The sequence below is a fragment of the Streptomyces sp. NPDC048481 genome (genome assembly GCF_043200075.1).
Classification (GTDB): Bacteria; Actinomycetota; Actinomycetes; order Streptomycetales; family Streptomycetaceae; genus Streptomyces.
In genome coordinates this window covers 177,952-203,896 of sequence record NZ_JBICXC010000013.1, presented here as the reverse complement: position 1 = coordinate 203,896, position 25,945 = coordinate 177,952, and the positions used below count along the sequence as shown (strand labels likewise).

General features: G+C 74.0%; 15 protein-coding genes and 1 pseudogene. 8 read left to right on the top strand and 8 right to left on the bottom strand.

Going from position 1 to position 25,945, the window contains the following annotated elements; genetic code table 11:
• Positions 1-5 precede the first annotated feature (5 nt).
• The 4 genes from ACGFSH_RS30915 (at position 6) to ACGFSH_RS30900 (ending at position 12,398) form a co-directional block, all read left to right on the top strand.
• Entirely contained in the window at positions 6-2,933 is a 2,928-nt protein-coding gene (locus tag ACGFSH_RS30915; RefSeq protein ID WP_393354255.1) for a DUF6603 domain-containing protein, read from the top strand.
• A gap of 55 nt (positions 2,934-2,988) precedes the next feature.
• Entirely contained in the window at positions 2,989-5,574 is a 2,586-nt protein-coding gene (locus ACGFSH_RS30910) for a hypothetical protein (RefSeq protein WP_393354253.1), read from the top strand.
• A 42-nt stretch (positions 5,575-5,616) separates the two neighbouring features.
• The gene (locus ACGFSH_RS30905) at positions 5,617-11,871 is read left to right on the top strand and encodes a hypothetical protein (RefSeq protein WP_393354251.1); all 6,255 of its coding nucleotides are present in this window, start codon (positions 5,617-5,619) and stop codon (positions 11,869-11,871) included.
• 83 nt (positions 11,872-11,954) lie between these two features.
• The gene (locus tag ACGFSH_RS30900) at positions 11,955-12,398 is read left to right on the top strand and encodes a hypothetical protein (RefSeq protein ID WP_393354249.1); all 444 of its coding nucleotides are present in this window, start codon (positions 11,955-11,957) and stop codon (positions 12,396-12,398) included.
• A gap of 125 nt (positions 12,399-12,523) precedes the next feature.
• Here the strand turns inward: ACGFSH_RS30900 and ACGFSH_RS30895 are convergent.
• Both ACGFSH_RS30895 and ACGFSH_RS30890 read right to left on the bottom strand, forming a co-directional pair.
• Positions 12,524-13,588: pseudogene (locus ACGFSH_RS30895) on the bottom strand (endo-1,4-beta-xylanase); the annotation flags it as partial.
• A 121-nt stretch (positions 13,589-13,709) separates the two neighbouring features.
• Positions 13,710-15,317 carry a glycoside hydrolase 43 family protein gene (locus tag ACGFSH_RS30890; protein WP_393354295.1) on the bottom strand — a complete coding sequence of 536 codons (1,608 nt, stop codon included), beginning with the start codon at positions 15,315-15,317 and terminating at the stop codon, positions 13,710-13,712.
• Positions 15,318-16,036: 719 nt separating this feature from the next.
• Between ACGFSH_RS30890 and msrA the strand changes: the two genes are divergently transcribed.
• Positions 16,037-16,549: a peptide-methionine (S)-S-oxide reductase MsrA gene (msrA, locus tag ACGFSH_RS30885; RefSeq protein WP_393354247.1), complete on the top strand. Its 513-nt coding sequence runs from the start codon at positions 16,037-16,039 to the stop codon at positions 16,547-16,549.
• Positions 16,550-16,576: 27 nt separating this feature from the next.
• Here msrA and ACGFSH_RS30880 read toward each other — a convergent pair whose 3' ends face one another.
• Positions 16,577-17,272, bottom strand: a complete 696-nt coding sequence (locus ACGFSH_RS30880) for a hypothetical protein (RefSeq protein WP_393354246.1) — start codon at positions 17,270-17,272, stop codon at positions 16,577-16,579.
• Positions 17,273-17,675: 403 nt separating this feature from the next.
• Between ACGFSH_RS30880 and ACGFSH_RS30875 the strand changes: the two genes are divergently transcribed.
• Positions 17,676-18,548 carry a peptidoglycan-binding protein gene (locus ACGFSH_RS30875; RefSeq protein ID WP_393354244.1) on the top strand — a complete coding sequence of 291 codons (873 nt, stop codon included), beginning with the start codon at positions 17,676-17,678 and terminating at the stop codon, positions 18,546-18,548.
• 34 nt (positions 18,549-18,582) lie between these two features.
• On the opposite strand, the gene ACGFSH_RS30870 is transcribed toward ACGFSH_RS30875, so the two are convergent.
• Positions 18,583-18,990, bottom strand: coding sequence for a VOC family protein (locus ACGFSH_RS30870; protein WP_393354242.1), 408 nt, complete (start codon positions 18,988-18,990; stop codon positions 18,583-18,585).
• 314 nt (positions 18,991-19,304) lie between these two features.
• On the opposite strand from ACGFSH_RS30870, the gene ACGFSH_RS30865 reads away from it, so the two are divergent.
• Positions 19,305-20,429, top strand: a complete 1,125-nt coding sequence (locus ACGFSH_RS30865) for an ABC transporter substrate-binding protein (protein ID WP_393354240.1) — start codon at positions 19,305-19,307, stop codon at positions 20,427-20,429.
• A gap of 61 nt (positions 20,430-20,490) precedes the next feature.
• Here ACGFSH_RS30865 and ACGFSH_RS30860 read toward each other — a convergent pair whose 3' ends face one another.
• The 4 genes from ACGFSH_RS30860 to ACGFSH_RS30845 all read right to left on the bottom strand — a co-directional run bounded on the left by ACGFSH_RS30860 (position 20,491) and on the right by ACGFSH_RS30845 (position 24,595).
• Complete coding sequence (locus ACGFSH_RS30860) at positions 20,491-21,522, bottom strand: LacI family DNA-binding transcriptional regulator (protein ID WP_393354239.1); 1,032 nt, start codon at positions 21,520-21,522, stop codon at positions 20,491-20,493.
• Between the two features lie 75 nt (positions 21,523-21,597).
• Positions 21,598-22,434, bottom strand: a complete 837-nt coding sequence (locus ACGFSH_RS30855; protein ID WP_393354237.1) for an ATP-binding cassette domain-containing protein — start codon at positions 22,432-22,434, stop codon at positions 21,598-21,600.
• Entirely contained in the window at positions 22,431-23,426 is a 996-nt protein-coding gene (locus ACGFSH_RS30850) for an ABC transporter permease (protein WP_393354235.1), read from the bottom strand. The genes ACGFSH_RS30855 and ACGFSH_RS30850 overlap by 4 nt, the downstream gene beginning before the upstream one ends.
• Positions 23,427-23,578: 152 nt before the next feature.
• Positions 23,579-24,595, bottom strand: a complete 1,017-nt coding sequence (locus tag ACGFSH_RS30845) for a sugar ABC transporter substrate-binding protein (protein ID WP_393354233.1) — start codon at positions 24,593-24,595, stop codon at positions 23,579-23,581.
• A gap of 259 nt (positions 24,596-24,854) precedes the next feature.
• Between ACGFSH_RS30845 and ACGFSH_RS30840 the strand changes: the two genes are divergently transcribed.
• Entirely contained in the window at positions 24,855-25,817 is a 963-nt protein-coding gene (locus tag ACGFSH_RS30840) for a carbohydrate kinase (RefSeq protein WP_393354231.1), read from the top strand.
• The last annotated feature ends 128 nt before the right edge of the window (positions 25,818-25,945 follow it).

Here is a 25,945-nt window from a genome sequence, read left to right as displayed (position 1 = left end):
GCGTCATGGACGCGCGGGAACTCCTGCACCAGGCCTCCGACCTGCTGTCCACGCTGACCGAGGACGCGGTGGAGGGCCTGGTCCGCGTCCTGCCCGTCCCGGCCGACGACCCGTCCGCCGCCGGCACCGTGCTCGCCGGCCGCCTCCTCGGCGTGCACGACCGGCTGCCCGCGGGGAACTCCCTGGTGGAGCTGGTGCGGGAGATGGCGGGCGACCTGGCCGGCGACTCGCCGGCGCCGTTGAGACTGCACGGCTGGCGGCGGGAGCCCGGCGCGCCCGTGGGAGTGGCGCTGGTGCTGACCGACCCGGCCGGAGCGTCGGCCGGCCGCGCCGTCCTCGGCGTGACCCCGGGCGGCCCGGTGTTCGACGTGGTCGTCACCCCCGGCACGACGCTGTCCCTGCCGCCCACGGCCGCGCGGGAGTGGACCCTGGAGGCCGCCGTCACGGCTCCCCAGGGGTGGAGCACGGCCTTCGGACCCGGCGTGCCCGCCCCGCCGCCCGGTGCTCCCTTGCCGCCCTCCGGCACGGCCACGATCGGACTGCGGCGCACCGGACGGCTCGCCGTCGGCATGAGCGGCGGGCCGGGGATGGCCGTGGAGGGCGTGTCCATCCAGGTGACCGCAGCGCCCGGCGCTCCCACGGGCGTGGAGGTCGGCCTGCGTCACGTCACCGCCGCCGTCCTGCCCGCCGCCCTCGCCGGCCTCGTCGGCGTCGGCGGGTCGAGCCCGATGAGCGGCGGATCCGACGCGGTCGACGTCACCCTCAGGGCGGACCGGGTCGAGGGCCTGCGCTTCGCCGGGAACGGCGGCCTGCGCGTCCCGCTGCCGCTGCGGCTGAACGCACCGGGCGTGTCCACCCGCGACGCCGCCCTCCAGCTGACCTCCGACGGGGGGCGCCCGGAGCTGGGACTGTCCGTCTCGCTCACCGCCGCGCTGCCCGGACTGCCGCTGCGGGTCTTCCTCGACGGTGCGGGCATCGCCCTGCCCGTGTCGCTGGCCCCGGGCTCCCGCCCCGGCCTCGAACCGAGCCCGCGCGAGCTGTTCCCGGAGAGCGTGGGCACCGAGCTGAAGCTGCCGCCGGTGTCCGGCGGGGGAGTGGTGCGGCGCACCGGCGACACCGGATACGCGGGGCTGATCTCGATCGACCTCGGCGTGCTGAGCGTCCAGGCCGTCGCCCTGCTCCGGCCGCCCGACAAGGACGACCCCACCACCAGCTTCCTGGTGCTGCTGTCGGCCCAATTCCCGCCGCCCGGGATCCAGGTGGGACTGGGGTTCGCGCTGGACGCCGTCGGCGGGCTCGTCGGCGTCAACCGGCGCGCCGACGCCACCGCGCTCCAGCAGCTGGTCGGTGACGGGAACGCCGACCACGTGCTGTTCCCGGAACACGCGGTGGAACGCGCGAAGGAGATCATCGCGTCCCTCGGCGCGGCGTTCCCGGTGGCCGCCGGGCGGTTCCTGGTCGGGCCGATGATCCGCCTCACCTGGAGCGCGGGCCGGGTGTCGCTGTCCGGCGCGGTCATCCTCGAACTGCCCGCCCCCGTCCGGGCGATCATCCTCGGCCGCCTGCTCGTCGGGCTGCCCGACCCCGAGGTGCCGGTGGTCCGCCTCCAGGCGAGCGTGCTCGGCCGGATCGAGCCGTCCGTCCCCCTCGTCGAACTGCTGGTGTCGCTGTCCGGTTCGTGGATCGCCGGGCTGACCGTGCGCGGCGAGCTGTACCTGCTGGTGCGCGGCGGCCGACGGCCGGAGTTCGTGCTGTCCGCGGGCGGCTTCCACCCCCGCTACACCCGGCCCGCCGGAGTGCCCGCGCTGAACCGCCTCCAGGTCGACCTGGCCCCCGGCAACGGCTTCGGGCTGCGCATGGAGGCCTACTTCGCCGTCACCTCGAACGCGGTGATGTTCGGCGGCCAGGTGCAGTTGGAAGCCATGATCGCCGGCTGCGGGGTGCAGGGCTGGCTCGGCCTGGACGCCCTCTTCGTCTTCGACCCGGTGTTCTCGTTCACGGTGCACGCGCGGGCCGGGGTCGCGGTGCGCGCGTTCGGCCGCCGACTGGCGGGAATCGCCCTGGACTTCACCCTGGAGGGCCCCGCGCCCTGGCACGCGTTCGGCACCGGCAGCATCTCGGTGCTGTTCTGGGACGTCGACCTGGACTTCGACGTCCGCTGGGGGTCGCCGCCGGCGGTCGCGGCCCGGCCCGGACGCGACCCGACCGAGGCGCTGACGGTCGAGCTGGCGCAGGCGAAGGCCTGGGCGGCGGAGCGGCCGGCCGCCGAACGCACCGCGCTCGTCTTCACCCGCGCGGCCGACGAGAAACTGAACCAGGGGAGTCTCGTCCATCCGGACGCCACCCTGCGCGTCACCCAGCGGGTGGTCCCGCTCGGCGTGCCGATCTCCCGGTTCGAACGGCGGCCGGTGCCTGCCCAGACGTGGACGATCAAGGAGATCACCCTCGGCGGCACCCGCACCGCCGCCCAACTGGACTCCCTCCCCGAGCAGTTCGTGCCCGGCGAGTTCTTCGACCTCACCGAGGAGGAGCAGTTCACCCGGCCCGCGTTCGCCGACCACGCCGGCGGGGTCGTCGCACACGCCGACGGCATCCGGGTCGCACCCGGACGCCGGGCCGAGGACGGGTACGAGACCGCGTACGAACCGCCGCTGCCCGAGCGGGAGTTCTCACACTGGCCCGGATTCCTGCACCGCGAGGCGGTCCACGGCGTCAGCGCCGCCGAACGGCTGCACCGCTGGCGCACGCGTGAAGCGGCCGTCCGGATACGCCCGCCCACGCGGAGCCTGGCCGCCGCCGACACCTTGGAGCCGCTGCTCGACGACGTCACCCTGGTCGACGCCACCGCCGACGCCTGGCAGACCGCCCGCGGGCGGCTCGCGCGACCGCAGGAGCCGCTGCGGCTCGTCGAGAGCTGGGAGCTGCACCCGTGAGCGCGCCCCACGCGCGACGCGCGCCACGACCCGACGATCCGCTCGGGAGCGACGCATGAGCACGCGATGGTTCTTCTCCTCGGCGCGGATCGGCGCCGGCGCCACGGCCACCGGGCAGGCGCTGCCCACCTCGGTGCGGTTCGGCCGGGACGTCGACGGCCGCCACGAGGAGCCGTCGGTGGCGGGACCCACGCTGTCGCTGGCCGGACCGGGCGACGTGTACGGCTTCGACCGCTCGATGGTGCTGCGGGAGGATCCGCCGCCCGGCACACCCGACGTCCCCGAGAACGTGCTCGCCGGGGTCGAACTGGCCCACGCGGACCTGCCCTGGCTGCTGTCCACCGGCACGGCGGCCACGCCGGAGGGACCCGTCCCCCAGCCGTGGATCGCGCTGGTCGTGCTGGCCGACGACGAGGCGGCCCCGCCCCGCGACGCGCACCCTCTGCCCGTCCTCACCGCCCCGGCCGCCGCCCTGCCCCCGCCCGGCGAACGGTGGGCCTGGGCCCACGTCGAGGCGCGTCTGCCCGACACCGTCGTCGACGCGGGCGACGCCCGGCGGCTCGTCGAACAAGGGCTGCGCGCCCACTCCGCCGAGGTCGTGGCACGACTGCTGTGCCCGCGCCGGCTGGCCCCCGACCGCGGCTGGATCGCCGCCGTGGTGCCCGCCACCGCCGCCGGGCGGGACGCGGGCCTGGACGCGGCGCCCGGCGCGGCGGCCACCTCGGACGCCTGGCCGATCGCCGGCCGGGACACCGTCGACCTGCCCGTCTACCACTGGTGGACCTTCCGCACCGGCCCCGCGGGCACCTTCCAGGAACTGGCCCACAGACTGCGCTTCCGGCCCGCCGCCGAGGCGGGACTCGGCGGACGCACCATCGACGTCGGCCGGCGCCGGCCCCCCGAGATGGCCGTCGGTCCGGCCGAGGTGACCCTGGACGGCGCGCTGCGGGCGCCCGGCTCGGCCGCACCCGAGGCCTGGACCGACCCCGCCGTCCGTGACCTGTTCCGCGCCGTCGTCCGCGCACGCCTCGACGCACCGGCACACCGCCGCACCGACGTCACCAGCACGGGCGACGGCGACGGTGGCGGAGCCGGGGACGAGGGGCGGCCCCCGGAACCCGCCGAGGCGCCGCCCGCCGACCGGGACGTGGCCGCCGTCGCCCCGCCGCTGTACGGCAGCCATCACACGGGCCGCCAGACCGTGCCCGACGAGGCGGACAGCTGGCTGACCACGCTGAACCTGGAGGTGCGCCGCCGGGTGGCCGCCGCCCTCGGCGCGCGCTACGTGCAACTGGAACAGGAGTTCCTGATGGCCCGCGCCTGGGAGCAGGTCGGGGAGATCCGCCGGGCCAATCAGCTGCTGGCGGCCGGGGAACTGGCCGCCGCCGCGGCCGAACGGGCCCAGCGCAAACACCTCGACCGGCTGCCCTTGGCCGAGCTGGTCACCCTCCTGGCGCCGGCCGGCGGACGCGTCAGACTGTCCGCCGGCGACGCGGCCGCCGCCCCCACGACCACCCTGGCCGCACTGCTGGCCTCGGCGCACGACGAGGTGCCCGCGGGCGCGGCGGGCACCTCCTTCACCCGCCTGACCCGCCGCAACGGCGCGCCGGCCCGCCGTGCCCGGCGCACCGCCGGCGGCGCCCCGCAGGACGCACCGGCGCCCGAACCCGTCCTCGTCCAGGGACTGCGCAGGATGGGCGTGATGGGCGACGACGCACCCGACGCCGGCCTGCCCGGCGAGCTGCGCGACCGGATCAGCCCCACCCGCCTGCAACTGCTGCGCCTGGCCGACCGCATTCCCGCCGACTTCTGGACGGACCGCGCGGAGACCGACGACCGCCCGCTGCGGCCGATCATGGCCCACCCCAGGTTCACCGTGCCCATCGCCGAGGAGATCCTGGCCCGCTGGCCGGATTGGGCGCTGCCCGGCATCGGCACGCTGCCGCCCGACTCGGTGACCCTGCTGGAGACGAACCCCGAGTTCGTCGCCGCGCTGCTCGTCGGCCTCAACCACGAGTTCAACCGCGAGCTGCTGTGGCGGGAGTTCCCCACCGACCAGCGCGGCACCCCCTTCGCCCGGTTCTGGCCCGGTGACGGCGCGGACGCCGAGGAGATCGCGCTGTGGCCCCCGGAGAGCCCGCTCGGCAGCTCTCTGCGCACCGGCGGCCAGGGCGACCTGGTGATGCTCGTCCGCGCGGAACTGCTGCGCCGCTTCCCCGGCACCGCCCTGCACGCCGTGCGCGGGGTGGGCGGCAGACTGCCCGCCGACTTCGACGGAGTGCCGGCCACCCCCCTGGCGCTGGACGAGTCCACCGTGCTCTACCTCTTCCCCGGCCTCGACGAGACACGGGCCCGCGCCGAGGACTGGTTCTTCGTGTTCCGCGAGCCGATGCACGGCACCCGGTTCGGATTCGACTCCGGCAAGCAGCCGGCCCCGCTGACGTCCTGGGCCGACCTCGCCTGGTCCGCCGTGGGCACGGCCCCCCTCGCATGCGTGCGCCTGGACCCCGCCCCGCCCGCCCCCAAACCGCCACCGTCCGACGTCGCGCAGTGGGGCCGCGACGCCGCCGACATGGCTCGCATCGCCTTCCAGCGGCCGTTCCAACTCGCTTTCAGAGCAACCACGTTGCTACAAGCCTGACCACCGCGCCACCACCGCGCCGACGACAGGAGCACCGCGGTCATGACCGACACGTTCGCCGCCCGCGCCCAGTTGACGCGGGCACGCAGAGAGGCGGATGCCGCACAGGCCCTCGCCGACGAACAACTGGCCGTGGTCCGGCGCCTCCAGGACGCCGCACGGGCCGGCCTCCCGGACCCCGCCCGCCCCGGCGAGCGCCCCGGCGCCGAACTGCTCGCCGAAGCCGAGGCGGCCCAGGCCGAACTGCGGCGCACGGCCGACGGGCTGAACTCCCTGATCCCCGCGGCGGAGGACGACCTCCGCCGCGCCCTGGGCGAGGAGGCCCCCCTGTTCGCCGCCGACAACAGCGCGCCGATCGCCTGCGTACCGGTGCGGGTGGAGACGATCTGGTGGGAGCCGAGCACGCTGCGGGTGCGGATCTATCCGGACGACGTCCTGCTCTCCCCGTTCGACCCCGGGCTGACCCCGGCCGAGAAGGCCGCCGCCGACGCGTACTGGAGCGACCCCGGGCCGCAGGCCTGGCAGGAGACGCTCACCGCGCTGCGCCCGGCACGAGCCTCCTGGGCGGTGCGCGCCGCCCGCCCCGGCACCCCGCCGGCCGCCCCACGCTCCGACGACCCCCTGCAACGGCCGCGCCGGACGGTCCCGATGCCCCGGAGGTGGCGCTTCCTCGGCCTGCGGGACGGCGAGGTGGTGGTGGACAAGCTCGGCCGCCCGGTGCCCGACCCGCTGCCGATCGGTCTTCTGCGCGACGAGGAGGAGGGCTGGGAGACCGACTGGTTCGAGGCGGTCAAGGCGGGCATGGGCGTCGAGCTGATCCTCCCGCCGGGCGCCCCCGAGAGCCTGGACGAACTGCTCGTCACCGGGGTCCGCGACGACTCCCCGGCGGACGGCGCGGCCCGGCTGCGCGACCTGCTCCACGGCCACCGTTTCAGCGACGGACTCGGCCTGCTGCCGCCCGGCACCCCCACCAACAACACCCCGCGCGCCCGCTCCGGCTGGTCCTCGGCCCCCGCGTACCCGGGCCCCGAACCCGACCCGGCGCAGGGTGAGCGCCCCGCCGCCGACACGCTGGCGACCGCGCTCGCACTGCCCGACCCCGGCTTCCTGCGCGGCTGCTCCGGCGCGGACGACACCGACGCCGACGCCGTCGCCGCCCTGACCCTCCTCACCTGGCCGACGCTCGGCCAGGGCTTCGCCGAAGCCGCGATGAGCCTCGTGGACCTGGGCACCCGGCAGGAACGCGTCGTCGCGCCGGAACGGCCGTGGCGCGCGGTACGCGACCACCTGGCCGAGCACGTCCGCAGCCGCGGGCCGCTGCCGATGCTCCGGGTCGGCCGCCAGCCGTACGGGGTGCTCCCCGTCACCGCGCTGGACGACTGGCGCGCGCAACGCGCCGACGACGTCGACGCCCTGCTCGCGCCATGGCTCCAGCGGCTGCGACGACGCTGGCGCGCGGCGGTGGACGACGAGGAGGCCATCGACCCGATCCCGCGGGTGCAGCCCGGAAAGCCGGTCGACCAGGTCGCGGTGGAGGCGTTGCAACGGCTGCCCGTGGCGACGGGCCTGGCGATGCGCCGCATGTCCGGACCCGCGTTCGCCGTGCCCGCGACGCCCCGCGACGAGCCCCCCGCCAGGCCGGGCCTGCCCGGCCTGCCGCCCGACAGCCTGCTGCGGTGGACGGCGTCCGGCGACGGCTGGACCTCCCTGGGCTGGGACCGGGACGAAAGGACCGGCGTCCCGGAGTTCGTCGCCCGGCTCACCCCGGACCCGGTCGGCTTCCCGGCCCGCGCCACCGCCACCGCGGACTACCTGGGCGCGGTCCGCGCGTTCCTGGCGGGCGAACTGGACGCCGAGAGCTACGACCGCGCATGGCCGGTCGACCTCTCCTCGGGCCGCGAGACCCCGCCCCGGCGCAGCACGTTCTTCGACCTTCCGCAGGACACGGAGGAGACGGAGGAGACGGAGGAGACGGGGACGGGGGAGACGGAGGCTGAGGAGCCGGGGGAGTCGACCGGGGCGGACGAAACCGCCGGGCCGGACGAGGCGTCCGGCGGAGAGGGGACCGGCGCGGACGGGACCGACGGCGGGGGAGAAGCGCCCCCGGAGGGAGAACAGCCGCCGGACGTGACGCCTGAAGCCCCACCGGACGCGAGCGGGGTGCTCGACGCGCTGCTGTTCCTCCCCAACTGGTCGGCCTCCACGGGCGGCGACGGCGGCGACGGCGACGACGACCCCCTGCGCCGGGCGCTGGCCGCCACCGCCGACACGGACGCACTCGTGGCCGACACGCTGGAGGGACTGGGCGAGCGGGAACGCCCCCAGCGCATCGCGGACGCCGCCCGCGCCGCCGCCGCGCTGCCCCGCCTGGAGCAGGCGCTGCGGACCCTGGCGGCCGTCCCGGTGGCCCGGCTGCCCGAACTGCTCCTGGAGGTCGTGGACGTCCACGCGCACCGACTGGACGCGTGGATCACCTCACTGGCGTCACGGCGGCTGGCCGCCCTGCGGGCGTCGGGCGTCGACGGCGTCCGGTTCGCCTGCTACGGCTGGGTGGAGAACCTGCTCCCGCCCAGCGAACGGGAAGAGACCGACATCCGGCTGGACGACGTCGACACCACCGTCGAGATCTCCGCCGCGGACGGCTACATCCACGCCCCGTCGCTCCAGCACGCCGCCACCGCGGCTGTCCTGCGGTCGGGCTTCCTCAGCGACCCCGACGAGCAGACCTACGCCGTCGCCCTCACCTCCCGCCGCGCCCGCGTCGCCCGCCGGCTGCTGGGCGGTGTGCGCCAGGGCCAGAACCTGGGCTCCCTGCTCGGCTACCGGTTCGAACGGGCCCTGCACGACGCCGAGGCGGACCACCTCGTCGAACGCTTCCGCCGCCAGTTCCCCCTTCCGGTCGTGCCCGACCCACCCGCCGAGGCCTCCGCGGCACAGCTGTGGGCGCGCAGCGCGGAGGCCGTCTCCGCGCGCAACGTCGTCGACGGCATGGCGCTCGTACGGGCCGGAGCCGGCGCGCCCGACCTGCCCAGCGTCATCGACGGGGCGCCGGTGGTCCCGCCGGGCGACCGGGCCGTCGTCGCCCCGCTGCTCGACGACCTCGCCGACGCCCTGGACGCCGTGGGCGACCTGGTGCTGGCCGAGAGCGTGCACCAACTGGTGGGAGGCAACCCCGTCCGCGCGGGGCTCACCGCCGACACGCTGGGCCGCGGCGAGGACGTCCCCGACACCTTCCGCGTCCTGCGCACCCCGCACCGCGCCCGTGCGCTCACCCACCGGGTGGCCGCGCTGCTGCCGGCCGAGCCCGGCACCCCGACCGGGTGGCCCGGCGACCCGCTCGCCGCGCTGCAACCCGCGCTGGAGTCGTGGGTCGCCCACCTGCTGGGCCCGGCGTCCGGCTGGACGCTGACCGGAACACTCGGCACGCCTTCCGGCGCCGGACACGGCGGCGACGGCCAGGACGGCGGAGACCCGGGCGCCGGCGAGAGCGGTGACGGACAGGGCGGTGACGGGCTGGGCGCCGGAAGCCGGGGTGACGGACAGGCCGTCGGCGGTTCTGACCCGGCCGGTGACGGTCACGCCGGGGCGCGGCCGTTCGCCGTGACGGCCGACCGGCTGGGGGCGGGCGCGCTGCGCACCGTCCTGGAGGTCGCCGCCGCCGAACCGGCCGGGCTGCGCGGCGCCGTCCAGGCCGTCCTCGGCGTCCCGCCCGGCACGGCGGTGACCTTCACCGGCCCCGGCTGGAACGCCCTGCACGGGCGCGCGGTCAGGATCCGGTCGCTGCTGTCCACCGCCCAGCCCCTGCTCCCGGCCCACCTTCCCGCCGAACCCGGCACGGCCGCGGCCGACACGACGGCGCTGCGGACGCGGCTCGCCGCGTTCGCCGCGAGCCCCGCGGCAGCCGGTCATCCCGCCCTGCCGGGTCTGCGCGAGCTGGCCGCCGCGCAGGTCACGCCGGACTCGGCCGAATCCTGGCTCGCCAAGGCCCGCGCGGCGCTGACCGAGGTGCTCGGCGCGGACCTGCCGCTCCTGCCCGACGTCACCGCGCCGACCGGGCCGCCGGCCGGCCGCGCCGGCCTGACGGGCGCCGACGTCGAGGACTGGCTGCGGCGCAACGCGGCCGTGCGGCCGACGGTGCGCACTCTGCACGAGACGCTGCTGCTCGCCGGAGCCCGGGCCGACCGCACCGAACCGCTGCGCGCTGCGCAGCATCCGACCGCCGAGGCCGACGCCTGGATCGGCGGCGCCTTCCCGACCGGGCGGCGTCCACCCGCCACCGTGCACCTGGTGTGGCACGCACCGGCCGCCGGCCCCGCACCCGGCGCGGCCGTCGCCGGCGTCGTCCTGGACGAATGGATCGAGCTGCTGCCCGGATCCGACCAGCCGCCCCCGCCGGACGGCCCGGCGCCCGCGGACGGCGGCGTGGCGCAGACCGAACTGACCGGCGTCGCCTTCCACTACGACCGGCCGGACGCCAAGGCCCCGCACAGCCTGCTCGTCGCAGTGCCGCCGGACCTGGAACGCGGCTGGACCTCCGACGGCCTGGTGCAGGTGCTGCGTGAGACGCTCGAACTGGCCAAGCTGCGCGCCGTCGACCTGTCCGACCTGCCGCAGCTGGACGACCTGCTGCCGGGCATCCGGATCTCGCAGCACGGCGCGACCGGCCGGGCCCTCGCCCGCGTCGAGACCCGCAGGCCGAACACAGACCCGGACGGGCCCTTCCGGCTGGAGCCCCGCCACCGCACCCCCGACGTCGAGTCCGGGCTGGCCGCGCGGGTGCACGACCCGCTGTGGCTGCTCACCCGGCAGTGGCAGTTCGGGGAGTTCGCCGCGCAGGACGCCGGATCCCCGGCCGTGGCCCGGATGAGCGGCGGCAGCACGCCCGTCGACGCCTGGCGGCCGGGCGGCGCCGCGGACTGGGTGCCCTACGACCCGCGCCTCGGCCCGCTGGACTGCCAGATCGAGGACGAGCCCGTCCGGGTGGACGAGCGGCTGCGCGCCGAGGGAGGCGCCGCGCTGGTGAGGATGCTCGACGACGCGGGACTGCTCGACGCCGCCCGCCCGGCGCTCGCCCCTCACCGGCTCCCGGCCGGCGCGGCGGACGCGAGCCTGATCGGACTGCTCGACGGCAGGATGCCCGACGGAGCGGCGGTCGCGGCGGCGCTGGACGCGGGCTCCTTCGACGGCACGGCGGATCCGCGGATCGGTGAGACGGCGGCACGGTGGCGGGCCTGGTGGGCGGAGCGGCTGGCGGGGCGCGGCCCCGACTGCTTCGACCCGCACCGCTTCGAGTACGCGGCCGAACTCTCCACCGGCGGGACGGTGTTGCGCGCCGAGGAGTACCAGGGCGACGGGCTCGACTGGTACTGCCTGGATGTGGAGCCCGACCCGGACACCCCGGCGGCGCAGCCGGGACCGCGGCAAGCCTTCACCGAGGAGGGGCTGCCTTCGACGGTTCGCTACGGCGGGCTGCCGGCGGACCGGTTCTGGGAGATGGAGGACGCACGGGTCGACCTCGGCGCAGCGGACGTGTCCACGCTGGACACCGGCCGGCTGCTGCTGATCTCGTTCGCCACGGTCTACGGCAACGACTGGTTCCTGACGCCGCTGGAGGTGCCGGCGGCCTCCCTCACCGTCCTGGACCGGCTCGTTGTCCGCGACGTCTTCGGCCGCCACCACCTGATCGGCCGGGCCGGCCGGGACGACCCGGCCTGGTCGATGTTCACCCTGCACAGCCCCGACCCGGATCATCCGGCGGCGTCCGGGCTGCTGATGCTCCCCACCGAGAGCGGCCAGGCGGGGCGGCCGGCGGAGCGCGTGGCGCTGAGCCGCGACGAACTGGCCAATCTGGCCTGGGCGGTGCAGCACCACTACACCGACGGCCGGGGCGAACAGGTCGACCGCCGCGACCGCGAGCCGGCCGGCCCGGCCGCCGAACCGCTCGCGGCCGGTGACCCGCCCGCCTACGCCCTCCAGACCGACGTTCCCGGCTACTGGTATCCGCTGGTGCCGGAGGCGGTGCGCACCGCGCGGATCCGTTTCCGGCTGGCAGATCTCGCCGGCCCCGGTCCCGGCCCCCGGCCGGGCCCCGAGGGCCGTCTGCTCACACCCGGTCTGTGGGTGCACGAGGAGGAGGTGCCTCGCGAGGGGGTGCAGGTCACCCGGCGCCCGGTGCTGGCCCGCTGGGCCGACGGTTCCTGGCACGGCTGGGTGCGCCGGGAGAAGTCCCCCGGCACGGGCGAGAGTTCCAGCGGCCTGGCCTTCGACACGGTGCGGCCGACGGAGCCCTGGCCCTGAGCGGTCCGGACACCTCCGAGGGGCGGGCCGGGGCGGAGCGGGGGCCGAGGCCCGCGGCCGCCCCGGCCGGATACGGTGAGGCGATGACCGAGCCCCTGGCCGCCGGCCCGCCCGTCGATCCGTCAACCGATCCGTCGGCCGACGCGGCCGCCCCCCTGCCCGCCGACGCGGCCGCCCCCCTGCCCGCCGACGTGGCCGCCGCGCTGGAGACGATGCTCGACCCCGCCCGTCCCGTCCATGTCGCGCTGCGGCGCCAGCTGCCGCATCTGAGCGTCCTGTCGCGCTGTTCCTGCGGGTGCGGCACCGCGTTCTTCGCCGTGCGCACCGACGAGGTGGAGGCCGCGCCCACCGGTCCCGGCACCGTCGTGGCGGCGTCGGCGCAGATCATCACCGAGGCGGGCGAACACCCGGGCGAGGTCATCGTCTTCACCCGGGACGGCTACCTGTCGTGGCTGGAGGTCTGCTCGTGGAGCGACGACATCGAGGTGACGCTCTCCGTTCACGGCTCCTCGCTGTCGCCCTACTGACCCACGGGTTCCGCCGGACCCACCTCCCTGTCGGCCCACCGGGCCCCGCGCCTCATGGGCCTGCGCACGGGTGCGGTCCCCCGGCACAGGCCGGGGGACCGCCGCGGCCGTCGGCCGGCTCAGAGGGCCGGTTCGTTCTCCGACGCGGCGCGGGCGGCGGGTGTGCCGCCCATCGCGGTGAGCGCCGACCGGTAGGCGGCCTTCTTGTTGCCGTTGCGGTCGAACAGCAGCGGGTTCTCACCCGAGCGCCACGAGTCGCTGTCCCGGATGCCCCAGACGGTGATGCCCTTGCAGCGCGCGACGTTAAGGCACGCGCGCACCGTGTTGGCGTACGCGTTCGCCGGCGCCTGCGCGATGTCGAGCTCGGTGAGCTGCACGTCCACGCCGAGCGCGGCGAAGTTCGACAGCGTCGTCTGGAAGTTGCCGGGAGGTCCGCCGGCGCCGAAGTGGGACTGGAAGCCGACGCAGTCGATGGGCACGCCGCGCGACTTGAAGTCGCGGACCATGCGGTAGACGCCCTGGGTCTTGGCGGAGTTCCAGTCCTCGATGCTGTAGTCGTTGTAGCAGAGCCTGGCCGCCGGGTCGGCCGAGCGGGCGGTGCGGAAGGCCTGCTCGATGAAGCCGTCGCCCAGCAGGTTCTGGAACACCGAGGAGCGGTGCCGGCCGCTGCCGTCGTCGGCGAAGGCCTCGTTGACCACGTCCCACGCGTAGACGCGGCCCTTGTAGTGGTTGGCCACGGTGGTGATGTGGTTGTTCATGACGCTGCGCAGGGTGTTCGCGTCCCGGATGGAACCGACCCAGCCGGGCAGTTGGGAGTGCCACACCAGCGTGTGGCCGCGCACACGCTGACCGTGGGCCGCCGCGTGGTTGACGATCTGGTCGCCGGGCCCGAAGTTGAACGAGCCGCGGGAGCGTTCGGTCGTGTCCCACTTCATCTCGTTCTCGGGGGTGACCGAGTTGAACTCACGGTCCAGGATCCCGGTGTACGTGCCGTCGCCGAGCCTGCCGGCGGCCACCGCGGCCCCGAAGTAGCGTCCGGACTGGGCGGCCTGCGCGCCGAGTGTGGAGGCCCGGACGGCGTCGTGTGCGCCGGGTGCGGCGATTGCGGGCCCCGGCGCGACCAGGGCGGCCACGGCCAGCAGGGGTAACACCGCGGCTCGGCGTGCGTCGAGCCGTTTGAGCGGGTTCATGTCTCTCCTCGTGCGGTCGGGTGCGGGTGGACGGTGCGGGTGGAGGTTCGGGGACTTCGACGGAGGTTCGGGTGGACGTCCGGCAGAAGGTGCGGCCGGACGGGGCGGGTACGGGGCCGGTTCAGGGCACGGACACCTCGAAGCGGGTGGCGCGGACCGCTCCGCCGAGCGCGCGGGTGGCGTGGTTGAAGAGGGCGAAGCGGTAGCCCATGAAGAAGCGCCAGTCGTTGCCGAGTGAGAAGGCGGGGCCGAGGCGGACGAAGGCGGCGCCGTCGGTGCTGTAGGAGAAGACCGCCGACCGGGCCGCGCCGGGGCGGATGTCGGCGGCGGCGCGCAGGCGGACGCGGTTGCCGGCCAGGGGCGCGGAGGCCACCTCCCTCCCGGTGCCGGTGGTGTTCCAGCTGCCGTCCATGGTCAGCCCGTTCACCATCACGAGCCGGTTCACGCCGCCGTCGCGCCTGACGCCGATCCAGGCGGAGGAGTCGCGCAGCAGCGCGAGTCCGGTCCGGTCGCCGTCCTGCATGGCGGAGACGTCGAGGTCGACCGTGGCGGTGGAGGAGGGGCCCTGGATGCGGTGGGTGAGCGTGTTGCGGGCCCAGTAGAGGTCCTCGGTGACGGTCGCGGTGCGCAGGGTCAGCCCGTTGTTCACCGACCACCGGGTGTCGTCCGGGTTGTGGTTCCATTCCCACTTCGGCTTGAGCGTCGTCCCGTCGAAGGTGTCGACGCCGGTCATGGGGGTGACCTGGCGGGGCGGCGCGGGCAGTGAGGGGAGGGGGTACGAGGCGCCCCACGCGCCGTTCACCAGCTGGACGACGGGCCAGCCGTCCGAGGTCCAGGTGACGGGTGCGAGGACCGGCATCCGGCCGCCCGGATAGGCGTCGATGAAGGCCATGTAGTACCAGGCCCCGTTCTGTGTCTGCACCAGCCCGCCCTGGTGCGGTACGCCCCCGCCGGGGACCGGGCCGCGCAGGTCGAGAAGGACCTGACGCAGGGTGTACGGGCCGAACGGGCCGCCCGACGACTTCAGAACGTACTGGCCGTTCGCCGGGCGGGTCAGGAAGATGTAGTACTGCCCGTTGATCTTGTAGAAACGGGAGCCTTCGAGGGTGCCGATGCCGGCGGGCGTCGTGAACACCTGCTGGCTGCGCACCTGTTGCCGCCCGTCGGGGGACAACTGCGCCACGCTGATGGTGGTGTTGCCGTACGCCACGTACAGGGTGTCGTCGGTGTCCACGAGGAGGCCGGCGTCGTAGTACGGCGTGCCGATCGTCGTCAGCCGGCTCCAGGGCCCCTCGGCGGCGGGGGACGTGTAGACGTAGGTCCGGGCGAAGTCGATCTGGCCGAGCCAGTAGAAGGTCCTGTTGCCCGGCCGGTAGGCCAGTGACGACGCCCAGACGCCCCGGACGTAGCCACGTGCGCCGTTGAGGTCGTACTTGGCGCCGAAGTCGAGCCGCGGCACCGAGTGTCCGGCGATCTCCCAGTTCACCAGGTCGTAGGAGCGCAGCACGGGGGCCCCGGGCGAGTAGTGCATCGTCGAGGCGGACGCGTAGTAGACGGCACCGACCCGGATGACGTCGATGTCCGCGAAGTCCTGCCAGATCACGGGGTTGGTGAAGGACGCCGCGGGGGCGGCGCGGGCCGCTTCGTGGGGGAGCAGGGCGCCTGCGGCGAGGCCGGTGGCGGCGGCCAGCACCCGACGACGACCCACGGGTTGATCAGGACATGACATAGCCATGGATCGATCTCTCTGTGAAGAGGTGCGGTGCCGGGGGTGGGGGCGGCCTTGCGGCGGTTCGGTATGGCGAACATCCATCGAAGTGCCGAGCAATCAGGATCATAGGAGGCCGACAGCTCCCGTCAATATGCTTCGCATGATTCGCCGTTCACATCGAAATCTTTCGGAATTCACATCGCCGCGATTGCGATGGAGCGCGGTCTGCTGACCGAAAGCAGAGCGAAATCTCGAACGATCTCCACCTGCCGAAATCCGTGCCCGCAGACCGTCCCCACCCTGGACATCCCCTGTCTTTCGCGCCTGAGAAGAGATTCGCGTGACCGTCGACGCCATCGTCCGGGCACCGAGTCAGCCCTCCCGACGGATTCCCCTCGATGCGCAGCGACAGCCAGCCCTCGCCGTACGTGCACGCCCCGTGCGACCCGACGACCCTCGGGTTGACCGGCGTCTGGGGAGGAACGCGGCCCAAATACGGGATTGAGCACGTTTGATGAGGAAACCGTCGGTCCCGGAGGCGGGTATGCGTGCGGTCCGGCTCCCGGCTCGCGTCGCGGCGGCGGACGAACGGCGGGGGCGCGGAATTGTTCGGGGGCCGTGCCCGTTGTACGCCCTGTAGCGACAGCGGCCGACAGGCCGAGGGTGTGCGCGGGAGCACGGGGCGGCCCGGGCCACCGGCACGAGGTGGCAGCGGCCACCGGAGGGAAGGAGCCGACATGGCAGCGCAGACGCAGAGGGCCGTGCTCGCGGGGGGATGCTTCTGGGGGATGCAGGACCTGATCCGCAAGCTCCCGGGCGTCACCGAGACCCGGGTCGGATACACCGGGGGCGACGTGCCGAACGCGACGTACCGTAACCACGGCACGCACGCGGAGGCCATCGAGATCCACTTCGACCCCGCCCTCACCGACTACCGCGCGATCCTGGAGTTCTTCTTCCAGATCCACGACCCGAGCACCCGCAACCGCCAGGGCAACGACATCGGCCTCAGCTACCGCTCCGCGATCTACTACGTGGACGACGAGCAGAAGCGGATCGCCGAGGACACCATCGCGGACGTGGACGCCTCCGGACTGTGGCCGGGCAAGGTCGTCACCGAGGTCGAGCCGGTCGGGCCCTTCTGGGAGGCCGAGCCCGAGCACCAGGACTACCTGGAGCGCTACCCCGACGGATACACCTGCCACTTCCCTCGCCCGGGATGGCGGCTCCCCACCCGCGCGGAGAGCTGATCCGCATCCCGGCGCGGACTCAGGGGCTCAGCACTCGCCGACGCCCGGCAGCCAGGGGGCCGGGTCGTCGATGAAGATGTTGGACACGTAGCCGCCGAGCGCCGGGACGAACGCCCAGGCGTCGTTGACATGCCCCGCGGTGCTGACGGTGTCGCCCCTGGTCTGGCACGACACCGTCACCTGCGTCGGCCCCGGCAGCACGGCCACGACGGGAGCGTCCAGGCGCGGCGCCGCCCGCACGTTGACGCCGGTGCCCCAGGTGACGAAGGCGCCCGGCACCAGGTCGGGCACGACGGGCGCGTCGGGCGGGCCCGGCGCGTCGCCCAGGATGGGCAGGCTCCAGGCCTGGGGCTCGTCGCAGCGCGGGTCGGCCACCACGGACAGATGGAAGTGCGCCTCGTGCGGGTTGGGGCCCGTGTACGGCCCCCACTGCCAGGTGCCGCTGGTGGCGATCCGCCGGTTGGCGATGACGTACTTGATCCGGGGATCGCGGCTGTCGAGCAGCTGGTCGGCGACGGTCTGGATGTCGAGCCCGTGCGACGGATCGTGGGTGAAGTCCCGCGCGGTGACGATCCCCGGCCCGTACCAGGGGTTGTGGTCGCTGTCGCGCGTCTGGTGGGCCGCGTCGCCGATGGCGCCGTCGGCCGCGCGGCTGCGCTCCGGGAAACGCGCGTCGATCTGATGCCGCAGGGTCTCCAGACTGTTCGCGACTCGCCAGGACATCGCTGCCTCCTAGTCGATCCGGACCGGGGGCCCGGGGATCCGTGGGACGGGCCGAGACAGATGGGAACCGTCTTCACTCGGGGCTGTCCTCTCGGAGGGACAGCGGCGACCGATGCCGGCGCCCGCCTCCACCGACGTTAGGGACGCGCCGTCAGCGCCGCGTCACCGTGCCGTCATCGGCCGTCCGCCCGGCGCGCCCGGCGATGGTTTCCGCATAGGGGCGGGGAGTCGCTTACGGGTGGGGAGTGGGGGAGTTGCACGGGGGGTGTGCCCGTCGGAGACTGGAGCGGGCAGGGTCTCTCGGAGGCTGCGGATCCTGCGAAACCGAGCGCGTCGGACCGCGCCACGCCGTACGGCGCCCCGCGCTCCCTCCCACTCTCGCCGCCACGCGGAAGACGCCACCATGCACCAGAGCATTCGCGACTACTGGATCAGCTTCAACGACCCGCTCGAAGGGCGCGTCCACTTCATGTACCAGGACACCAAGGGGTACGTGAGCACCGGCATCGGCAACAAGATCGACGAGACGCGAAGGGACAACTCCGCCCCCACCGACGAGGAACGGGCCGCCTCGCTCGTCTCGGCGGGTCGGCTGCGCTGGCTGGTCAACGGCACGGACGCCGAGGCCGGTCCCGACGAGATCGCCGACGAATGGGACACCGTGAAGTCGCATCTGGAGCTGGCGGCTTCCGGACACCTCGCCTTCCAGCCGCCCCTGACGAGCCTTCATGTCGAGGACGACGAGATCGACCGGCACGTCTTCGAGAAACTGGACGAGATGGAGGCCGTGCTGACGTCGCGTCCGGAGTTCGCCGACTTCGGCTCGTGGCCCGCCAACGCGCAGCTCGCCACCCTGAGCATGTGCTGGGCCCTCGGCCCGGCATTCCACTTTCCCAAGTTCCAGAGGCACGTCGCCGAGCGCAACTGGGTCGGCGCCGCCGACGAGAGCCATTTCACCCCGGACGTCGGCACGATCGTCATCCGCAACAAGCTCGACCGTGCGCACTTCCTGCTGGCCGACACGGTGGAGACCCAGGGCCTGCCCGTCGAGCAGCTCGCCCTGAGCCTCTCCGACGTCTTCGGCGTCCAGGGCGGGCTCCTCGCGCTGGGGTTCAAGCCCCTGAGCCAGGACGGCTTCGACGGTCCCCGCACCCAGGGCAAGGTGCGGGAGTTCCAGTCGGCGAACGGCCTCGCCGAGACGGGCGCCTTCGACGACCCGGACACGGTCGGCACCCTCGCCGCCCAGCTGACGGGCCTCGGATTCATCGTCGTCTGAACCCCCCCGGAGATGCGCTCGACGACGACCGCGCTCACGGGCGGGCGTAGGGCCGGGTGATGACCTCCATGTTGTGGCCGCCGGGATCGGCGAAGTAGGCGCCGCGACCGCCGAACAACCGGTTGATCCGGCCCGGTTCGGTGTGGCCGGGGTCCGCGTGGTAGGTGACTCCGACCGCTTCCAGCCGCGCGATCACTGCGTCGAACCGCTCGTCGGGGATCAGGAAGGCGTAGTGCTGCGACTGGATCGGCTCGTCGCGCTTCTCGTAGTAGTCGAGCGTGACGCCGTTGCCGAGGTCGACGGGCAGGAACGGCCCGAAGGGGGCTCCGACTTCGAGGCCCAGGACCACGGCGATGAACTCGGCGGACAGCCGCCGGTCGCGGGCGTACACGGCGGTGTGGTTCAACTGGACGGCGGCGGCGGGCGGCGTGGCGTGGGGCATGGCTTGGGCGTGTGGCACGGGTGGGTGTCTCCGGTCGTGGATCCGCTGGAAGGGGCGCCGCGCACGGGCGCCTTGAGCAAGGACACGAAGACGGCGGCGGGCTCCTCGCCCGCCTCGCGCTCACGCCGAGGCCGGGAACCTCACTCGTGCGTGGCACATGGCCGACCCGGCAGTCACCCGGCCGACCTTAGTGACGTCACGGGGCCGGGGCAACACCGTCTCGCCTTCCTCCTCCTCGTCCTTCTCCTCGTCGCCCTTCCTCTTCTCGCGAAATGCGGTTGCCGGCGGGAGAGGCGGTGGATGCAATGTCCGGCATGGACATCCCGGTGAACACGCAGTCGACGTCCTCGGCCGGTGAGCGGCCCGGCCGGCCGGCCGTCCGGATCGGCGCTCTCGTTCCGCTGACGCGTCCCGGCTGGGTCGAGGCGGGCCGGCATCTGCTGGCCGGGCTGGAACTGGGTGTCCGCGAGGCCAACGACTCCGGCGGGATCGCCGGGCGGCCACTGGAGCTGGTGGTCCGCGACACCGCGGCCGACCCGCTGCGGGCCGCGGCGGCCGCGGACGAGCTGGCCGGCCTGGGCGTGACCGCCCTGGCGGGGGAGTACCACAGTGTCGTCGCCCACGCCGTGGCCGCCCGCGCGGACGCGCTGGGCGTGCCGTACCTGTGCTCGTCCGCGGTGCTCGACGAGCTGACCGACCGGCCGACGCGGTGGGTCGCGCGCCTCGCTCCCGCGCAGTCCCACGGCTGGCGGATCTTCGCGGACTTCCTTCTCGGCGCGGGGCATCGCCGTATCGCCGTGGCGACCCAGCCGAGCGTCTACTGGTCGTCCGGGGTCCGTGTCCTGCGCGACCGCCTCACACCGCGCGGCGGCACCGTCATGGAACTCGACACGGGCGCGCTCACGCCCGACGCCGTGTGCGAGCGGCTCGTCGAGCAGCGCGTGAGCGCGCTCCTCCTGCTGGTCGGTCACCCGGATCCGGCCGTGCCCCTCGTCAGGTCCGTGCGCCGGGACCCGCGCCTCGCCGGTCTGCTGATCGGGGCGCCCGCCGGGCAGCCCGAGTTCTCCGGCTGGGCCGCCGAACTGGGCGACGACGGCTCGGCGGTCCCGTTCCTGCGCTACCTCCCCGAGCAGCCGAGCCCCCTCGGCGCACGGGTCGGCACGGCCCTGCGCGAGCGGCTCGGCGAAGAGCCCTCCTTCGTCGCCTTCGAGGGATACGACACGATCGCCGTCCTCGCCGGCGTCCTGCGGTCGCACGGCGCCGACCGGGCGCGCGCCGCGGAATTCTGGCCGGACGGCGCGGTCGAGGGCACGCGGGGGCGGATCCGGTTCTCCCGCGTCCCCGGCATCGGCGTGCGGCAGTGGGCCTGGCCGCCGGTGCAGGTCGTCGACCGGGATCCGGCGCGCCCCGACCGCTTCCGGGTCCTGTACACGGGCTGAGGTCGCTTCCGGATCCCGCACAGGGGACCGGGGCCGGAACCGAGCGCCCGGCCCCGGCCGGTCAGGCCAACTGCATGGCGGGGGAAGGGAGTTCGCCAGATCCGCGGACGATCAGCCGGGTGGGGACGGTGACGGTGCGGGCCCGGGAGCGGTCGCCGTCCAGCCGGGCCAGCGCGATGGTCGCCGCCGCTGTGCCGAGTTCCTCCGGATCCTGTGCGACGACGGTCAGCGCCGGTTCGAGCGCCTCGGCGAGCGCGATGTCGTCGAAGGCGACGACGGCGACGTCCTTGCGTCCGCTGCGGGCGAGTTCGGCCACTATGCCCAGCGCCATGATGTTGTTGCCGGCGAAGAGGGCCGTCGGCGGATCGGCCAGGGCGAGGAGCCGGGCGGTCGCGGCCTCGGCGCCGCGCTGGTCGTGGGCGTTGGTGACGAGCGCCCTGTCGTGGGGGAGGCCGGCCGCCTGGAGTGCCGAGCGGTAGCCGGCGAGGCGTTCCCGCCGGGTGTACAGCTTCGGCGGCAGATCGCCGACGAAGCCGATGCGCCGGTGGCCGTGTGCGACGAGGTGCGCGACGCCGTCGTGGGCTCCGGCGCGGTTGGAGCTGACGATGCTGTCGGTGGCGAGTCCGACGCCGGGCCGGTCGAGGAAGACGACGGGCAGGCCCGCCGTGCGGTGGGACTTGAGGTGGGAGTGGTCGGCGCCGACGGACGGCACCACGAGGAGGATGCTGACACGCCGGGCCAGGAACTTGTCGGTGAGGGCGCGTTCACGGTCGGGCTCGTCCGCGGAGGAGCCCATGAGCAGGGTCAGTCCTCGTTCGCGGACGGTGTCCTCGATGGACCGCGCGACAGCCCCGAAGAAGGGGTTGGCGAGGTCGGGGATGACCAGGCCGATGGTGGTGTCCGGGCCGCCGACGCGGATGTTGCGGGCCATGAGGTTCGGCTGGAAGCCGAGCTTGGCCACGGCGGCCAGTACCTGTTCCCTGGTCCGGGCGGAGGCGGGTCCGTCCTCGTTGAGGACCCGGGAGACCGTCTTGGCGCTGACGCCCACTTCACGGGCGACGTCGGCCAGGGTGGGGCGGCGGTTCGCTGCCATGGAGGAAACCGTCTCCTGAGGGCTCTCGGTTCCGGCCGCGGCCTCGGCCGGAAACTGTGAGAGCGGGTCGAGCTGTCAGGTGGCCTGGACTCCGGCGGCCTTTGCGGCCTCGGAATCCGCTACGACAGTATCTCCGGCCGCGTCGACGGTGAGGGCGCCGGTCATGATGGCGACGACCTCGGCCATGGAGTAGTCCGACGGTTTGATGACGGCGGCGCGCCGGCCCAGCCGGTGGACGTGGATCCGGTCCGCGATCTCGAAGACGTGCGGCATGTTGTGGCTGATCAGCACCACCGGCATGCCCTTGTCGCGGACGCGGCGGATGAGGTCCAGGACCTGGCCGGACTCCTTCACGCCGAGGGCCGCGGTGGGTTCGTCCATCACGACGACGGAGCGCGCCCAGGCGACGGAGCGGGCGACCGCGACGGCCTGGCGCTGTCCGCCGGAGAGCGTCTCCACGGACTGGGTCAGCGAGCGCAGGCCGATCTTGAGGTCGGCCATGTGCTCCGCCGCCTCCTGGCGCATGCGCTTCTTGTCGAGCATGCGGAACACGGTGCCGAGGACGCCCGGCCGGCGCAGTTCGCGGCCGAGGAACATGTTCGAGGCGATGTCCATGGAGGCGGCGACGGCGAGGTCCTGGTAGACCGTCTCGATGCCGTGCGCGCGAGCGCTCTGCGGGCCGGAGAAGGAGATGGGCTCGCCGTTGAGGCGTATCTCGCCGGCGTCGGGGGTCACCGCGCCGGTGAGGGCCTTGATGAGGCTGGTCTTGCCGGCGCCGTTGTCGCCGATGACGGCGAGGACCTCGCCGGGCATCAGGTCGAAGTCGGCGCCGTCGATCGCGGTGACGTGTCCGTACCGCTTGACCAGGCCGCGGGCCTGGAGCACGGGCGTGGGGGAGGAGGGGGCGCTCATCGGGCCTTCTTCCGGGAGATCTGGTCGACGGTCACCGCGAGGATCACCAGGATGCCGGTGATCAGGGTCTGGTAGATGGAGGCGACGCCCATCAGCTGGAGGCCGTTGCGGAACACGCCCACGATGAGGACGCCGATGAAGGTGCCCAGGACCGATCCCCGCCCGCCGAAGAGGCTGGTGCCGCCGAGCACGACGGCGGTGATGCTGTCGAGGTTGTCGGTCTGCCCGGCCTGCGGGTCGCCGACCCCGGTGCGGGAGATGAGCAGCAGGGCGGCGACGCCGTAGAGGAGGCCGGCCACGGTGTAGACGCCGATGGTGAGGCGGGAGGTGCGGATGCCGTTGAGCCGGGCGGCCTCGGCGCTGTTGCCGAGGGCGTAGACGTGCCGGCCCCAGCCGGTGCTGCTCAACGCGTAGGCGAGGAGGAGGAACAGGGCGATGGTGACCAGGGACCCGTAGGTGATGTCCGTGTGCCCCATCGGGAAGGTCTCGCCGAGCGCGGTCAGCGGGCCGGGCAGGCTGGTGACCGTCTGCTCGGCGGAGTAGATGTGGGTCAGCGCGAACGCGACGTTGAGCATGCCGAGGGTCACGATGAACGGCGGCAGCGGGATCTTCTGCACGAGCAGCCCGTTGAGCAGTCCGAATCCGCCGCAGACGCCGAGGCCGAGGGCGATCGCGACGAGCGGGGGGACGGATCCCTCGGCCGCCGCCTTGGCGATCACGATGCTGCCGAAGGCCATCACCGCCCCGCACGACAGGTCGATCCCGGCCGTGAGGATGATCAGGGTCTGCCCGATGGCGAGGGTGCCCACGACCATGACCTGCTGCACGATCAGTGAGAAGTTCCCGCCGGTCAGGAACTGGTCGGTCGAGAAGGAGAAGAAGGCGCAGGCCAGCAGGAGCGCGGCCAGGGGGCCGGTGGTCGGCGCCGTGAGCAGTCTGCGGGCCGCGGTCGGCGCTTTGAGCTCCGAGTACGGCGTGGTCGTGGCTGTCATGCGAAGTCCTTGTCGGAAGACAGATGTCCTGGGCGAAGGAAGGGGGCCGGGGCCCCCGCCGCCGGGACGGGAGGGGCGGCCGTCCCCGCCCGGCGGGGCGGGCCGGCCGTCCCGCCCGGGGGAGTGACGGTGTCGTGCGGTCCTGGCGGGGCTCAGCCCCAGCAGTTCTCCAGGCCGTAGCCGGTGTCCTTCGACGTGACCCCGGCCTGCGCCTTGTCGGTGATCAGCGTGACGCCGGTGTCGGTGTAGCCGGACGCCTTCTTGCCGTCCTTGGCGTACGTCACGACGGCCTTGACGCCCTCGGCGGCCATCTTCAGCGGGTACTGCTGAGAGGTCGCGGCGATCTTGCCGTCCTTGACGGCCTGCGTGCCGGTGCAGCCGCCGTCCACGGAGACGATCAGCACGTCCTTCTCCCGGCCCTTGGCCTTCAGCGCGGTGTACGCGCCGAGCGCCGCCGGCTCGTTGATGGTGTAGACGACGTTGATGCCGGGCGACTTCTGCAGACAGTTCTCCATCGCGGTCTGGCCCTTGGCCTGGTCGCCGCCGGTGTCCTGGGCGCACACCACGTCCTTGTCGGTGGCGCCGAAGCCCTTGAGGAAGCCGTCGTGCCGCTGGACGCCGACGGAGACGCCGGGTGCCAGGTCCAGGGCGGCTATCTTCGCCGTCTTGCCCTTCATGGCGGCCTTGGCGTACTCGCCGATCAGTTCGCCGGCCTTGAGGTTGTCGGTGGCGAACAGGGCGTCGACGGCGCTCTGCGGCTCGGTCGGGGTGTCCAGCGCGATGACCAGGACGCCCTTGGCACGGGCCTTCTGGATCGCCGGCACGATCGCCTTCGAGTCGCTCGGGGTGATCAGGATGCCCTTGACCCCGGCCGCGACCATGTTCTCGATGGCCGTGACCTGCCCGGCGTTGTCCCCGTCGAACTTGCCCGCGGCGGTGGACAGTTCCGCGCCGTTCTCCTTGGCGGCCTTCTCCGCGCCCTCCTTCATCTTCACGAAGAACGGGTTGGTGTCGGTCTTGGTGATCAGACCGACCTTCACGCTGCCCGAGCCGGAACCGGAGGAGCCCGAGCCGGAGCCGGACCCGCAGGCCGTCAGGGTGAGGGCCGCGACGCCCGTGACCGCGGCTGCTCTGAGGAGGGAGGAGGACAGGCGAGTGGTGCGAGACATGATCGACTCCTGTGGGATAGCGGGCGGCACGGGGGCTGGGAGGGGTGTGTGCCGTCAGCGGGTGTCATCGTTGACTTATGTCATCGTTGACACTGCCTGGCGAGGATGATGGACTCCGGATCCCGGCAACGTCAATGCCTTCCACTCGTCACGAATCGGCAACGTCCGCAGCCGCCGCCTCCACGCCGCCGGTCAGGAGCGCCGACGCCGCACCATGTCCCGCCCGGTCTTTCCGAGCCCTTTCGAGAGAGAGCAGCCCATGAACCCGCGTCAGATCACCGTGGTGGGGGAGTGCGTCGCGGACGCCTTCACGGAAGCGGCGCCCGCCGCGAACGAACTCGCCCTGCGGGTGCTGCCCGGCGGCGGACCCGCGAACACGGCAGTGGCCCTGGCCCGGCTCGGCACGCCGGCCCGCTTCCTGGCGCGGCTGTCCGGGGACGTCTTCGGCCGCCTGTTCCGGGCTCACCTGGAGGCGTCCGGCGTCGACCTGTCGTACGCCGTCGACGCGGACGAGCCCAGCACGCTGGCCGTGGCCGAACTGGACCCCGCCGGGCAGGCCGCGTACTCCTTCCACGCGCAGAACACGGCCGACTGGCAGTGGACCCCGGCGGAACTGGCGCGGGCGCAGCTGTCCGCAACGGCCTGCGTGCACACCGGCTCGCTGGCCCTGATCCGTGAACCCGGCGGCGCGGCGGTGGAGGAGTTCCTGGCGGGGGCGGCCCCGAGCGCCACCGTCAGCATCGACCCCAACGTCCGGCCGCTGCTGGTGCGCCCGGAGGCCTATCGCGCGCGGCTGGCCCGCTGGTGCGCCCTCGCCGACGTGCTGCGCCTGAGCGCCGACGACCTGGAGCTCCTGCTGCCCGGCGTCGCCCCCGAGAAGGCGTGCGACCTGTGGCATGCCGCGGGGGCACGGCTCGTCGTGATCACCCTGGGCTCCGGCGGCGCCCTGGCCTCGCTCGACGGCGAACGGGTGCGGGTGCCCGCCGTGCCCGCGCGGGTCGTCGACACGGTCGGCGCGGGGGACTCCTTCACCGCGGGGCTCCTCCACCACCTCGGCGCCCACGGCCACCTCGGCGGCCGGCTGGACGGCCTCGGTCCCGACGACGTGGAGGCGGCCTGCCGGTTCGGCGCCCGGGTCGCGGCCCTGACCTGCTCGGTCGCCGGTCCCAATCCGCCCTGGCGGGACGAGCTGGAACAGCTCGAGCCCGCCGCCGGCGTCTGACGCCCCACGCGGACCGCAACGGGGGCCCACGCACGGTCGGCTCCCGCGCACCGTTGACTCCTGCGCGGCACTGCGCCCATGATCGGGGCCCGTCGATGTCAACGATGACACAAGGCGACGACGACATC